The 14688-nt window shown below is 68.2% G+C and carries 17 protein-coding genes; 11 read left to right on the forward strand and 6 right to left on the reverse strand.

The window, feature by feature from the left end; genetic code table 11:
- Positions 1–16: 16 nt before the first annotated feature.
- The 5 genes from alr (at position 17) to tsaD (ending at position 4044) form a co-directional block, all read left to right on the forward strand.
- On the forward strand, positions 17–1153 hold the full coding sequence (gene alr / locus H0264_RS06395) for an alanine racemase (RefSeq protein ID WP_338040134.1): 1137 nt from the start codon (positions 17–19) through the stop codon (positions 1151–1153).
- Positions 1150–1608: a tRNA (adenosine(37)-N6)-threonylcarbamoyltransferase complex ATPase subunit type 1 TsaE gene (gene tsaE / locus H0264_RS06400; protein WP_181583103.1), complete on the forward strand. Its 459-nt coding sequence runs from the start codon at positions 1150–1152 to the stop codon at positions 1606–1608. Before alr ends, tsaE begins: the two co-directional genes overlap by 4 nt.
- A 101-nt stretch (positions 1609–1709) precedes the next feature.
- Positions 1710–2474, forward strand: coding sequence for a tRNA (adenosine(37)-N6)-threonylcarbamoyltransferase complex dimerization subunit type 1 TsaB (gene tsaB, locus H0264_RS06405; protein ID WP_181583104.1), 765 nt, complete (start codon positions 1710–1712; stop codon positions 2472–2474).
- Positions 2471–3016 carry a ribosomal protein S18-alanine N-acetyltransferase gene (gene rimI / locus H0264_RS06410; RefSeq protein ID WP_181583105.1) on the forward strand — a complete coding sequence of 182 codons (546 nt, stop codon included), beginning with the start codon at positions 2471–2473 and terminating at the stop codon, positions 3014–3016. Before tsaB ends, rimI begins: the two co-directional genes overlap by 4 nt.
- Positions 3013–4044, forward strand: coding sequence for a tRNA (adenosine(37)-N6)-threonylcarbamoyltransferase complex transferase subunit TsaD (gene tsaD / locus H0264_RS06415; RefSeq protein WP_181583106.1), 1032 nt, complete (start codon positions 3013–3015; stop codon positions 4042–4044). Before rimI ends, tsaD begins: the two co-directional genes overlap by 4 nt.
- A 173-nt stretch (positions 4045–4217) precedes the next feature.
- Here tsaD and H0264_RS06420 read toward each other — a convergent pair whose 3' ends face one another.
- Positions 4218–5678: a DUF7159 family protein gene (locus H0264_RS06420; protein ID WP_181583107.1), complete on the reverse strand. Its 1461-nt coding sequence runs from the start codon at positions 5676–5678 to the stop codon at positions 4218–4220.
- A 640-nt stretch (positions 5679–6318) separates the two neighbouring features.
- On the opposite strand from H0264_RS06420, the gene groES reads away from it, so the two are divergent.
- Both groES and groL read left to right on the forward strand, forming a co-directional pair.
- Entirely contained in the window at positions 6319–6621 is a 303-nt protein-coding gene (gene groES / locus H0264_RS06425; protein WP_181583108.1) for a co-chaperone GroES, read from the forward strand.
- 144 nt (positions 6622–6765) lie between these two features.
- Positions 6766–8376 (forward strand): chaperonin GroEL, encoded by a 1611-nt coding sequence (groL, locus tag H0264_RS06430; protein WP_181583109.1) that lies wholly within the window; start codon positions 6766–6768, stop codon positions 8374–8376.
- A 180-nt stretch (positions 8377–8556) separates the two neighbouring features.
- On the opposite strand, the gene H0264_RS06435 is transcribed toward groL, so the two are convergent.
- On the reverse strand, positions 8557–8721 hold the full coding sequence (locus H0264_RS06435; protein WP_181583110.1) for a hypothetical protein: 165 nt from the start codon (positions 8719–8721) through the stop codon (positions 8557–8559).
- A 102-nt stretch (positions 8722–8823) separates the two neighbouring features.
- Here H0264_RS06435 and H0264_RS06440 point away from each other — a divergent pair, with 102 nt between their 5' ends.
- Positions 8824–9096: a hypothetical protein gene (locus tag H0264_RS06440; RefSeq protein ID WP_181583111.1), complete on the forward strand. Its 273-nt coding sequence runs from the start codon at positions 8824–8826 to the stop codon at positions 9094–9096.
- Between the two features lie 89 nt (positions 9097–9185).
- Here H0264_RS06440 and H0264_RS06445 read toward each other — a convergent pair whose 3' ends face one another.
- From H0264_RS06445 to H0264_RS06455, 3 genes are all read right to left on the reverse strand, one after another.
- Positions 9186–9491: an RskA family anti-sigma factor gene (locus H0264_RS06445; protein WP_231084146.1), complete on the reverse strand. Its 306-nt coding sequence runs from the start codon at positions 9489–9491 to the stop codon at positions 9186–9188.
- 1 nt (position 9492) lies between these two features.
- Positions 9493–10068, reverse strand: coding sequence for a sigma-70 family RNA polymerase sigma factor (locus H0264_RS06450; RefSeq protein WP_181583112.1), 576 nt, complete (start codon positions 10066–10068; stop codon positions 9493–9495).
- A gap of 381 nt (positions 10069–10449) precedes the next feature.
- On the reverse strand, positions 10450–10743 hold the full coding sequence (locus tag H0264_RS06455; protein WP_181583113.1) for a WhiB family transcriptional regulator: 294 nt from the start codon (positions 10741–10743) through the stop codon (positions 10450–10452).
- A gap of 606 nt (positions 10744–11349) precedes the next feature.
- Between H0264_RS06455 and H0264_RS06460 the strand changes: the two genes are divergently transcribed.
- The 3 genes from H0264_RS06460 to H0264_RS06470 all read left to right on the forward strand — a co-directional run bounded on the left by H0264_RS06460 (position 11350) and on the right by H0264_RS06470 (position 14119).
- On the forward strand, positions 11350–12288 hold the full coding sequence (locus tag H0264_RS06460; protein WP_181583114.1) for a hypothetical protein: 939 nt from the start codon (positions 11350–11352) through the stop codon (positions 12286–12288).
- Between the two features lie 135 nt (positions 12289–12423).
- Complete coding sequence (locus H0264_RS06465; RefSeq protein WP_181583115.1) at positions 12424–13005, forward strand: sigma-70 family RNA polymerase sigma factor; 582 nt, start codon at positions 12424–12426, stop codon at positions 13003–13005.
- On the forward strand, positions 12998–14119 hold the full coding sequence (locus H0264_RS06470; RefSeq protein ID WP_181583116.1) for an anti-sigma-D factor RsdA: 1122 nt from the start codon (positions 12998–13000) through the stop codon (positions 14117–14119). The genes H0264_RS06465 and H0264_RS06470 overlap by 8 nt, the downstream gene beginning before the upstream one ends.
- A 125-nt stretch (positions 14120–14244) precedes the next feature.
- Here the strand turns inward: H0264_RS06470 and H0264_RS06475 are convergent, their stop codons facing one another.
- Complete coding sequence (locus tag H0264_RS06475) at positions 14245–14658, reverse strand: DUF5319 domain-containing protein (RefSeq protein WP_067561879.1); 414 nt, start codon at positions 14656–14658, stop codon at positions 14245–14247.
- Positions 14659–14688: the final 30 nt, after the last annotated feature.

Consider the following 14688-nt stretch of genomic DNA (forward strand, 5'->3'; position numbering starts at 1 on the left):
TGGCAGGATCGATAGGGTGAGCACTCCCGAACCGCAGGTGGAAACCCTCGTCGATCTGAATGCCATCGCACACAATGTGCGGATCCTGGCCGAGCACGCCGGGGACGCCGCGGTGATGGTGGTCGTGAAGGCCGACGGGTACAACCACGGTGCGGTCGAGGTGGCCAAGGCCGCGCTGGCGGCGGGTGCGCGGGAGCTGGGCGTGACCACGGTTCCGGAGGCCGTCAAACTGCGTGCGGCCGGGATCACGGCGCCGATTCTGTGCTGGCTCAACACCTCCGACACCGATTACGCGTCCGCGGTCGAGGCGGATATCGAGATCGCCGTCTCGTCGGTGGCGCATCTGGAGGCAGTGGCCGCCGCCGCCCGGCAGGTCGGCAAGACCGCGACGGTGAGCCTCAAGGTCGACACCGGACTCAATCGCAATGGCGTCGCGCCGACCGAATACGCACAGGTTCTGGATCTGCTCGCACGTCTGGTGGCCGAGGAGACCGTGCGGTTCCGCGCCATCTTCTCCCATCTCGCGCACGCCGACCTGCCCAGCAGCCCGAGCATCGACATGCAGCGGGACCGCTTCCTCGAAGCCATCGCCACCGCCAAACAGGCGGGCCTGGAACCCGAACTGGTGCATCTGGCGAACTCCGCCGCCGCCCTCACCCGTCCGGACCTGGCCTTCGACATGGTGCGTCCCGGCATTGCGGTGTACGGACTTTCACCCGTCCCGGAGATCTCCGACTACGGTCTGCGCCCGGCCATGACCTTCCGCGCCCGCGTCGCCCTGGTGAAGCGGGTCGCCGCCGGTGAGGGCGTCTCCTACGGGCACGAGTGGATCGCCGACCGCGACACCACCGTGGCCCTCATCCCCGCCGGCTACGCCGACGGCGTACCCCGCACCCTCGGCGGCCGCTTCGACGTCTGGCTGGGCGGTGCGCGCCGCCCGAACATCGGCCGCATCTGCATGGACCAGTTCGTGGTGGATCTGGGCGAGAACGACGCCGGTGTCCGCGAGGGCGACACCGCCATCCTGTTCGGCGGTGAGCCCGGCGCCCCGCACCCGCAGGAGTGGGCCGACACGCTCGGCACCATCCACTACGAGGTGGTGTGCTCGCCGCACGGCCGGGCGGTCCGCAACCACATCGGCGGTGACCGATGAGCACCGTGTCCCAGAATCACCGCATGCTGCCCACGGTCGAGGACACCGAGGCTCTCGGTCGCGAGCTCGCCGGCCAGCTCCAGGCCGGTGACCTGGTCATTCTCGACGGCCCGCTCGGCGCCGGCAAAACCGCTCTCACCCGTGGCATCGCCGCGGGGCTGGGCGTCGAAGGCCGGGTCAGCTCACCGACTTTCATCATCGCCCGCCAGCATCGCGCCAACTCCGAACCCGGCTCCATCGCCCTCGTTCACGTCGACGCCTACCGGCTCGGCGGCGACCTCGACGAACTCGACGCCCTCGACCTCGACACCGACCTCGACCATGCCGTGGTCGTCGTCGAATGGGGTCTCGGCGTGGCCGAACACCTCGCCGACCGTCACCTGCGCGTCCAACTGCGCCGCGAACCGGAGTCGGATGTCCGCACCGCCGAATGGGAGTGGATCGCCGCCGGCTGACACTCGGCCGCCGGCCCGCGTGTGGGGCGAGTCACGGCTCCCGGCCGCGCGCCGCAGGGTCGGCGAGGCGGGACAGCCGGAACTGTATTGTTAGGGCAATCATGCTTGTACTGGCTGTCGACACCGCGACCCCGGCCGTGACCGCGGGACTGGTGGAACTGGAACCGGCGGACGCCGGGTCAACCGCACCTCGCATCACCACGATCACCTCCAAGGTGACCGTGGACGCACGCGCACACAACGAGGTGCTGACCCCGCAGATCCTGGCCTGCCTGGCGGAATCCGGCCGGTCGCGCGCCGATATCGGTGCGGTGGTGGCCGGAATCGGGCCGGGACCGTTCACCGGATTGCGTGTCGGCATGGCCACCGCAGCCGCCTTCGGCGACGCTTTGGGCGTGTCGGTTTACGGCGTGTGCAGCCTCGACGCCATTGCCGCGGACACCGAGAGCTACCTGAAGAACCACGCCGACCCGGTGGAACTGCTGGTCGTCACCGACGCCCGCCGCCGCGAGGTCTACTGGGCCCGCTACCGCGCACTGCCCGATGCGGCGTTCGCCGAGCCCTCCGTGGTGACGCAGGCTGCCGCCTCCGGGCCCGAGGCGCACGCCGGAGGCCGCATCGAAGGCCCCGAGGTGTGCAAGCCCGCCGACCTCGATCCCGGCGCGGCCACCGTGATCGCCGGATCCGCCTCGCACGTCGACTACTTCGATCTGCCCGTGCTGCCCGTGGAGACCCCGTCCCCGGCCGGACTCGTCCGCTGCGCCGCGTCCGCGATCCTCTCCGGCGCCACCCCCGAACCCCTGGTCCCGCTCTACCTGCGCCGCCCCGACGCGGTCGAACGCAGCTATGCGCAGGTGGGCCGATGACCATTCGCATCGAACCGATGCGCCCCTCCGATGCCACCCGCTGCGCGCAACTCGAGCAGCTGCTGTTCCCCGAGGACGACCCCTGGCACGAGGTGTCGTTCCTGTCGGAACTGGCCGGGCCGCACAACCGCTACATCACCGCCCGCGACGCCGCGGACCGCATGCTCGGCTACGCAGGCATCGCCCTGCTCGGCGACCCGGAACACCCGGAAGCCGAGATCCACACCATCGGTGTGGACCCGCTCGTGCACCGCGGCGGCATCGGCACCCTGCTGCTGACCGCCCTGCTGGCCGAGGCCGGACGCCGCGGCGGACCGGTCTTCCTCGAGGTGCGCACCGACAACGCGCCCGCCATCGCGCTCTACGAGAAGCACGGCTTCCACATCATCGGCCTGCGCAAGAACTACTACCAGCCCAGCGGCGCCGACGCGTACACCATGCGCCGCCCCGCCATGGCCGGCTTCCCGCAGGACATCCCCGGAACCACCACCGGCACAACCGGATCCACCGAGTCCGCGACTGGCACAGAGGTCTTGTCATGATCGTCATGGGTATCGAGAGCTCCTGCGACGAAACCGGAGTCGGCATCGTCCGCTACCGCCCGGACGGCACCTGCGAACTCCTCGCCGACGAGGTCGCCTCCAGCGTCGACCAGCACGCTCGCTTCGGCGGCGTGGTCCCCGAGATCGCCTCCCGCGCCCACCTCGAGGCCATCGTCCCCGCCATGCGCCGGGCACTGGCGGCAGCGGACATCGACAAGCCCGACGCCCTCGCCGTCACCATCGGCCCCGGCCTCGCCGGTGCGCTGCTGGTCGGGGTGGCCGCCGCGAAAGCCTATGCGGCAGCGTGGGATATCCCGTTCTACGCACTCAACCACCTGGGCGGCCACGTCGCCGTCGACACCCTCGAACACGGCCCGATGCCTCCGGCGGTGGCGCTGCTGGTCTCCGGTGGTCACACGCATCTGCTCCAGGTCACCGATCTCGCCCAGCCCATCACCGAACTCGGCTCGACCGTCGACGACGCCGCGGGCGAAGCCTTCGACAAGGTCGCCCGCCTGCTCGGCCTCGGTTACCCCGGCGGCCCGGTGCTGGATTCCATTGCCGCCGAAGGCGATCCGTCCGCCATCGCCTTCCCGCGCGGCATGACCGGCCCCCGCGATCCGCGCTACGACTTCTCCTTCTCCGGCCTGAAGACCGCAGTGGCCCGCTACGTCGAAGCCGCCCAGCGCGAAGGCCGCGACCTCCCGATTCCGGACATCGCCGCCTCCTTCCAGGAAGCCGTCGCCGACGTCCTGACGATGAAGGCCGTCCGCGCCGCACAGGACGTAGGCGTCGACACGATCGTCCTCGGTGGCGGTGCGACCGCCAACTCCCGCATCCGCTCGCTGGCCGAAGAGCGGTGCACCGCAGCCGGAATCACCCTCCGCGTCCCCAAACCCCGCCTGTGCACCGACAACGGCGTCATGATCGCCACCCTCGGCGCGCACATCATCGCGGGCGGCGCAGCCCCGTCAGAGCTGACCGTCGCCACCGACCCAGGCCTGCCAGTCTCCACCAGCCGCCTCTGATCGCCGAAGTCGCTGGCACCCACTGAGGTTGGTGCGGCGATGTCGTCAGCGCACCCCGTCATCCCGGCGCGCTTTTGGCCGGGATCGACACGGATAGCGTGCGTTGCTCTGTGGATCCCGGCCAAAACCATGCCGGGACGACGACGGTGGGGCGACAACGCGGCTGGAAGTCTCTAATCGGTCGGGCGGACCAGCGTTGTCGTGCCGCCTGAAGATCCGGAGTTCTGGCGGGGTAGGCCGGTGCCGGGGGTGGTGGGCGCGCCGGGGTCGGTCGCGTCGGGGGCGACCGTGGTGCCCAGGAGGGGGCCGAGGATGCGGGGTAGGTCCGCGGGGAAGGGGATCTGGGATAGGCCCGGGTCGGGGCGCAGGGGTGGCTGCTGGACCGTGGTGCCGGTGGGGGATTGGATGCTGCCGGGGGTGGCGGGCTGGCCATTGCTGGTGGCCGGCGGGACGGTGCCCTGAGCGGGGCTGCGGCTGGGGACCGCGGGGGTGGTGATGCCGCCGCCGGAGGGCGGGACGGTGACCGGGGGCGGGGTGGTCATGGGCTGCTGGTTGGTGCTGGGGGAGTAGTTGGTGCCCTGCGGTTCGGGGACCAGCTCCTTGACGCCGTAGCCGATGATGAGGCCCACCACCACGATGGCTCCGGCGAGGGTGCCCGCCAGTTTGGTGAAGGTGCCGACGGGAGCGTCCGAGCCGAGGCTGATCACGGGGAACGCGGTGGTCGCCTGCGAATCGGCAACCAGGGCAGCGCCTTTCGCGATGGCGGCTTCGGGCTCGGGGACGGTGAGGACCGGCACGTCGAGCTGGCGTTCCAGGGCGGCCAGCACCATCGGGGTGTTGGCGCCGCCGCCGATCAGCGCGACGGCCTCCGGGAACTTGGGTGCGCGGGCGAACACGCCGCGCGCGAACACGGCCAGTTCGCGCACCAGATCCGAGACCAGCTCCTCGAAATCGACGCGGGTGAGCTTGATGGCCTGCCCGGCCACATGGTCGATGGTGACGGCCGGTGCGATGGACAGGTGTTCCTTCGCCGCGCGGCTGCGGTTGAGCAGCATGCCCCGGTTGGGGCGGGTGCCACGGCGGGCCATATGGCAGTCCAGCAGGTGCTGCAGGATGAGTTCGTCGATGGCGTTGCCGCTGATGGCCGTGGTGCGCTCCGAACGCAGCACGGTGTCGTCGGCGTGGTCGGCGACGGTGACGGTGGTGCCGGTGGCGCCGAGATCGAGCACGGCGACCGTGTCGTAGCGGTCCAGCAGGCCGGTGTGCCGCAGGAACGCGAGCGCCGCGGTGCTTTCCGGGATGAGTTGCACGGCTCGCCGTTGCCGCCCGATAGCGGAACGGATGATCTGGGCCTGTTCCCGGTCTCGATAGGCGACGGCGATGTCACCCGGCGCGGCGGCTTCGGTGTCCTGCTGGACGAGCGGCGTGATGTGGTGGCCGCCGTGCACGATGTCGCGGGGGATCTGGGTGGTCATCAACTCGATGGAGGAGGCCACCAGGTCGCCGAGATCGGAATGGGCCGTGTCGGCGGTGACGACACGGTAGTCGAAGTTCTGAGCTCCGTTGGGCGCGGTGGCGACAGTCGCCGAGCACACCACCTCGTTCCCGGCGGAGATGCCGAGGGATGTTCGCATGTTCACCTCCCTTCGAGCGGATGGTCCTGGTGTAACCGACCATCTCGAACGGACTGCGGAACCGACCTGTGGGTGCGGGACGATTCCGAGCTACGGATCAGGCCGGGCCCTCGTCCGATGGGGCGGCGGAACCAGCCAGCGATCACTTGCGGTCTTGCTCTCGTCTCTGCGCTGCGCGGCGAGCCGTGCAGTGGGGTGAAGCACTGTTCTTCGAAGCTCTGTGTAACTTTCGATGGCGCGCGTGATGGATCCGATGTGATGCCGTCGCGCGGCCGTCGTCAATGGTGTCACATTCCGTTATCCGAACGTTACAGATTTTCTTTTTTCTTTGGAAGCCCTCAGATTCTCCGGCCGTTCCTCTCGGCGAGTCGCACTGCGCATCGGTGTCACCGTCGCTGCCTGGACGTATGACAAGGACTGGACGGTTCGGATGGCAGAGCCCAGCCTTGAGCGCTGGCACTCCCGTGTATAGAGTGCTAGTTGGCACTGGATGTGTGCTCAGGTGCCAGCAAACGACTACTGGGCAGGAGTCCCGGCACCCGCGACGACGGGGCGACGCACAGTGGGCTGCACGACCGAAACCGTGAGCCCGGGGAACAGCCCCGGGCGCGAAGAATCCCCTGAAAGTGGAGGGCTCAACGTGGCGAGCGTGAACATCAAGCCGCTCGAGGACAAGATCCTCGTCCAGGCCAACGAGGCCGAGACGACGACCGCCTCCGGCCTGGTCATCCCCGACACGGCGAAGGAGAAGCCCCAGGAGGGCACCGTCATCGCCGTCGGCCCCGGCCGCTGGGACGAAGACGGCGAGAAGCGGATCCCGCTGGACGTCAAGGAAGGCGACGTCGTCATCTACAGCAAGTACGGCGGCACCGAGATCAAGTACGACGGCTCCGAGTACCTGATCCTCTCGGCCCGCGACCTGCTGGCTGTCGTCACCAAGTAAGGGACGCACCAACTCTCCGGGGCCTCGCAGGGGCTTCGCCCCCGAACCCCGGATCTCCGCCCCGGCGTCCGCTGGTCATACGGCCAACCGACCCGGGGCGGAGTGCGTTCTCCCCCAACTCGTTTCAGGAGTAGGTACACACACATGGCAAAGCAGATCGAGTTCGACGAGAAGGCTCGCCGGGCCATGGAGCGCGGCGTCGACAAGCTCGCCGACGCCGTCAAGGTCACCCTGGGCCCGCGCGGCCGGCACGTGGTGCTGGCCAAGGCATTCGGCGGCCCGACCGTCACCAACGACGGTGTCACCATCGCGCGCGACATCGACCTCGAGGACCCGTTCGAGAACCTGGGCGCGCAGCTGGTCAAGAGCGTCGCCACCAAGACCAACGACGTCGCGGGTGACGGCACCACCACCGCCACCGTGCTGGCGCAGGCCCTCATCAAGAACGGCCTGAAGAACATTGCCGCGGGCGCGAACCCGATGGTGCTGGGCAAGGGCATGGGCAAGGCCGCCGACGCGGTCGCCGCCGCCCTGGCCGCCGCCGCGACCCCGGTGTCCGGTGAGAAGTCCATCGCGCAGGTCGCCACCGTGTCCTCGCGTGACGAGGAGATCGGCGAGCTGGTCGGCAAGGCCCTCACCACCGTCGGCAAGGACGGCGTGGTCACCATCGAGGAGTCCTCCACGCTGCAGACCGAACTCGCGATCACCGAGGGTGTGCAGTTCGACAAGGGCTACCTGTCGCCGTACTTCGTCACCGATCCCGAGGCGCAGCAGGCCGTCCTGGAGGACGCCTACATCCTGCTGAACCGCGAGAAGATCAGCTCCCTGCCGGACCTGCTGCCGCTGCTGGAGAAGATCGCCGAGTCGGGCAAGCCGGTCGTCATCATCGCCGAGGACGTCGAGGGCGAGGCGCTGTCCACCCTCGTGGTCAACGCGATCCGCAAGACCCTCAAGGCCGTCGCCGTGAAGGCCCCGTTCTTCGGTGACCGCCGCAAGGCGTTCCTGGACGATCTGGCCATCGTCACCGGCGGCACCGTGGTCAACCCGGACCTGGGCATCACGCTGCGTGAGGCGGGCCTCGAGGTGCTGGGCAAGGCCCGTCGCGTCGTGGTCACCAAGGACGAGACCACCATCGTCGAGGGCGCTGGCACCCAGGACGCCATCGACGCGCGGGTTGCCCAGCTGCGCAAGGAGATCGAGAACACCGACTCCGACTGGGACCGCGAGAAGCTGGAAGAGCGGCTGGCCAAGCTGGCCGGCGGCGTCGCGGTGATCAAGGTCGGCGCGGCCACCGAGACCGAGCTCAAGGAGCGCAAGTACCGCGTCGAGGACGCGGTCTCCTCCGCCAAGGCCGCGGTCGCCGAGGGCATCGTCCCCGGCGGTGGCACCGCCCTGGTGCAGGCCGCCGCCAAGCTGGTCGAGCTGCGCGAGTCGCTGTCCGGCGACGAGGCGGTCGGCGTCGAGGTCGTGCGTCAGGCCCTGCTGGCCCCGCTGTTCTGGATCGCCACCAACGCCGGCGTCGACGGCGCCGTCGTGGTCTCCAAGGTCACCGAGGGCAAGGAAGGCTTCAACGCCGCCACCCTCACCTACGGCGACCTGGTCACCGAGGGCGTCATCGACCCCGTCAAGGTGACCCGCTCCGCGGTCGAGAACGCCACCTCCGTGGCCCGCATGGTCCTCACCACCGAGTCCGCCATCGTGGACAAGCCGGCCGAGGAAGCAGCCGACCACGGCCACCACGGGCACGCGCACTGAGTTGATTGTCGCGGGGGCCCAGGCCCCCGGACCCCCGGGTTGGGGCCCGCCCCACACCCCGGTCCACTGTGGGACGGGCTGCCCGGTTCTGGCCATGCGCTGAGACAGCGGGCGCGTCCCGCTGAGTGAACAAGGCCCCCGAACGGAATTCCGTTCGGGGGCCTTGACAGTTATCGGGGATCAGCGCGGTGGGGCGATGCGCGTGGGTGCGATCACCGTGGATCCCGGGGGCAGTGGCGCTACGTCGGGCGGGTTCGGTGTCGCAACTACGACTCCGGCCAGGATGAGCACCAGGGCGGCGAGTCCACCGAGCATCACGCGGACGACCGCGAAGGGGCGGATCATGCCGCAGACTCCGCGCGCCACACCCTGTCGATGTGTTTCGGCAGGTCCCGAATGTGCGATCGGGCCGGAGCGGGGAACCGGCGGGCCCGGCAGGATGGCGGCATGATGCCTCCGCGTTGCTTCGTCTGTGGGGTCGACTATCGGTCCATCGAGCAGAACCCCGAACTCGCAACAGGTTTCACGCTGATCTACTTCGGCCTGAATCGGCGGGAGGAAGCGGCGCAGGAGGAACTGAACCGGAAGGGATGGGTGGGGCATCCGGACAACGCGGTCTGGTTCTGCGATCGGCACGCCGAGTTGGGGGAGTCGCGCAAGCACCTGCATTGGCGAGCTGCCCGGGTAGCGATCAGGGCGGCGGCGACGTGGCGCAAATGAGCGAAAGATCTTGATAATCCGGGCGTTTGGCCCAATTGGGTCGGAACCAACTGGGCGGGCGCCCGGATTCGCGGAGCTGCGAAAGGCGCTCAGTCGTGAACGGGGAGACTGCGGCCGTTCGCGGGGCGGTAGTGGCTGTGGTGGATCGTGGTTGCCGGCGCCGGGTCGGTGGCAATGGCGGCGAGGAGGCGGTCGCGGAGCGCGGGTGGTGGCTCGGTGGCCACCACGGACGCTGCGAGGGCGAGAGCTTCTCGGGTTTGCTGCACTTCCTGGGTGAAGTCCGCGCGCAGTACCGGGTCGTCGGTATCCAGGATGTCCTGCACTGCGCGCTGATCTTCGTCGCCGATCGATCCGAGCGCGACAGTGTGCGCGAGATCGATCTGGCTTTCGTTCATCTCACGTCACTCCCAAACTTTTCTTGAGTCGTGTCAATCCGTCTCGTATACGAGACTTAACGGTAGGTAACCCTACGCCCAGATATGCCGCTACCTCGGCATATGTCCGCCCACCGAAGTAGGCGAGGGAGATGGCTTCCCGTTGCGTCTCGGTCAATGTTGCCAGGCCCTGCAGGACAGCCTGCTGTTCCAGCCGCCGTCCCACTTCTTCGGTCACTTCATCGAATTCGTTACCGAGTGTGCTTGTGCCATAAGCGACCTCACGCTGGGCATGTGCCTGTTCGGCGCGCACGCGATCGACCGCGCGCCGGTGCGCGAGCGTCATCAACCACGTGACCGCCGACCCCTTGGCGGGGTCGAAATTGGCTGCCGTGCGCCAGATCTGGAGATAGACCTCCTGCGTGGTCTCCTCCGCATAGCCTGGATCGTGTAGCACGCGTAGGACCAGGCCGAACACTCGCGCCGAGGTGCGGTCGTACAGCTCGGCGAATGCCTGCTGGTCGGCCTGCCCACAACGTTCGAGAAGTGCGGCGAGTTCGAGACTTTCGGCTGCGCGCGCCGTTACCGCAGAGTCCACGCTCGGTCTTCCGACCCGCTCGCCCCTCGAACTCTGGAACGAGTCGCCCTCTGCGGCCGGCGGACGCGTCGTCACAACGCTCCGTTCTGTGTCATCGGCCACGAGGGTAGCGTGCCGCTATAACCTCCTTTCCGGTGGGGGTATCGGCAAAGCGACTGTCGCGCAGTGGTTTTCCGATTTGTACCGAATCTCCGCAACGCGTCTTGTGAGACACGCCGTACGCCAGTCCATCGCAACCGGTTCCCGTCGGGCAGTGGCCGGTTGTTTGCTAGAGATTCGGCACGCCCCGCCACGCGGATGGGAAAATTTACGAACCCGGGCTCCCGGGCGTCTCAGCGTCCCCGCTGGTACACACCCGTCACGGAGGTACGGGAAGTCGATCTAGGCGACCACGCGCCGACGATTCCGGCGGGCGTGCATCTCCCGCTCGGTTTCCGACATACCGCCCCAAATGCCGTACGGCTCACTGACCTTCAGTGCGTGCGACCGGCACTGCAGCAGCACCGGGCAGGCCCGGCAGATCTCCTTGGCGCGCAACTCGCGCTGGGACCGCGCCCGGCCCCGCTCGCCATCCGGATGGAAAAAGACCGACGAGTCCTGTCCGCGGCAGGACCCGCGCATCTGCCAGTCCCAGACGTCGGCGTTGGGACCGGGGAGGTGGGTCGGCATAGGCATGGTGAACTCCTGGTGGTGCGAGCTCGTCGGCATTGTCGAGCGGTGCTGGTGGCAATCAGTGGGCCGCATCGCCTGTCGGCGATCGCACTTCGCCGCCGCCGAATTTCGATCAGCGCCGACGATGGCGATGTCGTACGTTAGGACGGACAACGAAATCGAGTCAATAGTTCGATCCGCTGCGATCGGAATAGCAGTGCATTTGAGAATTAACATTCTCGCTATTTACAAATCGGACAGTCTGTGGTGATACTGATCGGTTGCCCAGGAGCCTCGAGTCGTCGAGATCGCCGCTGTGACTTGTCAAAATTCCTGGTAGGAAAGCCTTTTCGTGGACGAATGTGTGCTATCCGAGCTATGCCCGACTGTCGATCGGCGTGATCTCAGCCATTGCGCCCGATGCGGTGAGTGCGGTAGAAGTGGCCGGATCAAGGCGTCCAGGTTAATAGCGCGAAACGCCATACGAATTTCTTACGGGCGTGCTGGGCGATAGCGAGGACAGATTTACCGAGTGGAAACACAAAGGCACTATCGAATGCTGAAAGATAGCTGCCGATCTATGCTATGGCGGCCGAAGTCGGCGCTCCCGAACCTGGTTAGAGTGCGTCGGTGCCTGTGCCCGTTGTGAACTCCGTACTCGCCGAGACAGCCTTCGGTGCCACGCCCGCCACCGCTGCTGCCGGATTGCCCGCAGCCACCTCCGCGCCCGAATCCTGGCTCCGCGCCGTCGCTCTGGCCGGTGTCGGGCACTACGCCGCCGGGCGCGCCGAACTCCGCCGCGCCGGACGCGCCACGACCGATCCGGTCCTCCGTTCGTTCATCTTCAGCACCGAAGGTTCACTGCTGCGCCAGCTCGGCTGGCACGCGCACGCCGCTGTCGCGGATGGGCGCGCCGCCGCCCTGGTGCTCCCACCCGATTCCGTGCCGGCCGATCCGCTCGCGCCGCCCGAGGAGGAAAGAGCGCGCGCCCGCGCCGTTTGCGATGCGTTGACCGGCCTCGCCGCGGACGCTCTCGGCACCGCCCGTCCAGCCCTCTCCGCCCGGCTGCTGACCCGTTGCCGAACTCATTTCGACACCCTGCTTTCCGAGGACTCGTCCGGCTGGCGTCAGCGCATCCGGCTGCACTGGGTTTCGGCCGAGACCGCGCTGTCCGCCCCCGGCGCCGGCCTCATCGCACCCCCCGCGCACCCGGCCGCCGAGCAGTCCCCCGAACCGCCCCTACGCGACCCCGCCCTCGCGCACGCCGAAGCCGCCCTCGCGCTGGCCGAGCAGTCCCCATCCGTCCGCCATCAGGTGAAATCCCGGCTTCTGGTGGCCGCCGCCGCAGCCGCGACCGGCGATCTCGACCGCTCCCGCATCCTCGCCGCCGAGGTCGCCGACCAGTGCCGCGAGCACGAGCTGCTGCCCCTGCGCTGGGCCTGCGCCATGCTGCGTTCCGGCGTCGATCCGGCTTCCGGAGGCGCCGCCGAGGCCGCCGAATGCGCCGGTTTGCTGGCCGCTCGCGGCGGGCGATTGCGTTCCGTCACCGACACTCTCGGCACCCCGTGACCACTTCCCAAAGGTGACCCCGTAAAGGGTGGCGTCGATGCGACAGCCGCTATTGTTGGACCGTTCCGCCCCTCCGCGGAAGCACCGGCCCGCCCGGCCGATGTGCCACTCGTAACGCCAGGAACAGCTCTGACGATGAACAACACGGGTGAGGAGTTGGACCCCGCAGTCGTCGCTGCCGCCGCGCAGGGCGACCGGGCTGCTCTAGCCCAGGTACTGGAGAGCATCCGCCCACTGGTGGTGCGGTATTGCCGCGCGCGCATCGGGTCGGCCGAAAGAGGCCAGCTCTCCGCGGACGACGTGGCGCAGGAGGTTTGTCTGGCCGTCATGACAGCCCTGCCGCGGTATCAGGATCAGGGCCGACCATTCATGGCCTTCGTCTACGGCATCGCCTCGCACAAAGTCGCCGACGCCCATAGAAATTCCGCCCGTAACAAGGCGGACGCCATGGCCGAAGTACCGGATGTCATATCCACCGACCAGGGGCCGGAGCAGCGAGCTCTCGAATCCGAAACCAGTCGCCAGATGAACGCATTGCTGGCGACGTTGCCGGAGAAGCATCGAGAAATCCTGATCCTCCGCCTGGTCATGGGTCTGTCAGCTGAAGAAACCGCAGTCGCCGTGGGCAGTACGGCGGGTGCTATACGAGTCGCCCAGCACCGGGCACTCGCGAAACTCAAGTCTCAAGTGGCGAGGGCAGGTGAAATGTATGGCTAGGGATGGCGAGCGCGGTCGGGGCGACTGGAAGGCGCGATCTGGATCGCACAACAGCGGTCCCTACGCCGAGGCGTCGGGTGACACCGGGCCGGTGGACATTACGGCGGTTCGTCGTGATGACGCTCTGATCGAGGCCATCTCCGGCGACGGTCCCGTGCAGACGGGCACAGCGGAGGAGTATCAGCTCGCGGCATTGCTGGCGAACTGGCGGGCGGAGATCCATGCCGAGCCGATGCCGGCCGGACCGGACCTGGATGCCGTTGTCGCAGCGGTCAATCAGGAGATCGGCGCCCGGCAGGCGCGGATCAGCAGTGCGCATTCGGGTGGGCGACTACGGCTCCTCCGTGCCGTTACCGGTGCGGCGGCCGCGATCGCACTGATCGTCGGCGGGCTGACGGCCTTCTCCTACGGCGCGGGCCCCGGCGATCCGCTGTGGGGGCTCAAGGAGGTCGTGTTCAGCGAGCAGGCCCAGAGCACCGTGGTGAAGCTGGCCGACGACGATCTGGCGCAGGCGCAGACCTACATCCAGCAGGGGCAGCCGGAGCTGGCCGCACCGTACATGGAGCGGGCCGCGAGCAATGTCGATCAGGTCAACGACAACGGCAAGCGCGATGATCTGCTGGACCGCTGGAAGGATTTGCTGGCGCAGTTGCCGCCGGCTGTCCAGGCGACGGTGACCAATCCGAGCCAGCCGGTCACCACCCCCGCTGCGACCACCGGCCCGAAGGACACCGCTGGTACGACCGTCCCGAATCAGGGTGGTGGCACCACGACCTCGGTCGATCCGCGCATCCTCGGCGATCCCACCGATCCGAACACCGACGGCACGACTCCGGGCGGAAGCACGGGCGGCGTGACCACGCTGCCGGTGACGCCGCCCGTGGTCACCACGCCGCCGGTCGAACCCTCCGATCCGGCCACTCCGCCTACCGGCGGGCCGATCTCGACCGCGCCGAACACCGGAGCGCAGACGGGGGCACCGGAAGTCACGGTGCCTCCGGGTGGCGTCGTCCCCACGGTGGACAAGCCCGTGACGATCGTGCCGACGCAGAACTCGCTTCCCACAGGCGGATTCGTGCCGCCGACCGTGCCGAATCTCGGTGGCACCCCGTGAGCCGGCGGAAACCGACCTAGACCGATCGCCCGACGGCGGTCGGCTTTCTTTGTGCAGCAACAGCATCGGGCCTGCGTTCCGGAAGGGAATGCGGGCCCGATGCTTTGAAGCTCAGTTCTCCGGACTCAGATGTCGAATCCGTCGAACCCGTCGCCGTGCAGCGCCTCGTTCATCGAAGCGTCCGCATAACCGCGGCAGTAGTCCCACGTGACGTAGGCCTCCGGGGTCGGATCGTAGGCGGGTTCGTGCGGGCGTACCGTGCCGTCCACCAGGAGTTGGAGGAGGTTGGCGCGCAACATATCCCAATCGTGGTAATGATCCTGTCGGCAGTCCTCGCAGCTGACCACGAGACCGCGGATGCCGCGGTGGGCCAGCAGTGCCTCGTACACCGCGAGGTCGGCGAGATCCTCCTCGACCGCTAGGCGCTCGTGAGGATCCAGCGGTTCCCCCGGCTCGATGGCATCGAGCGCGGCCGACGGGTCGGAGGGGTCTCCGGCGAATGGATCCGGCGGCAAGCCAGGTGGTAGATGGTCACGCACAGGTCCACGGTACGCAGAGATACCCCCTCC

Origin of the sequence: Nocardia huaxiensis, from assembly GCF_013744875.1 — a bacterium.
Lineage (GTDB): Bacteria > Actinomycetota > Actinomycetes > Mycobacteriales > Mycobacteriaceae > Nocardia > Nocardia huaxiensis.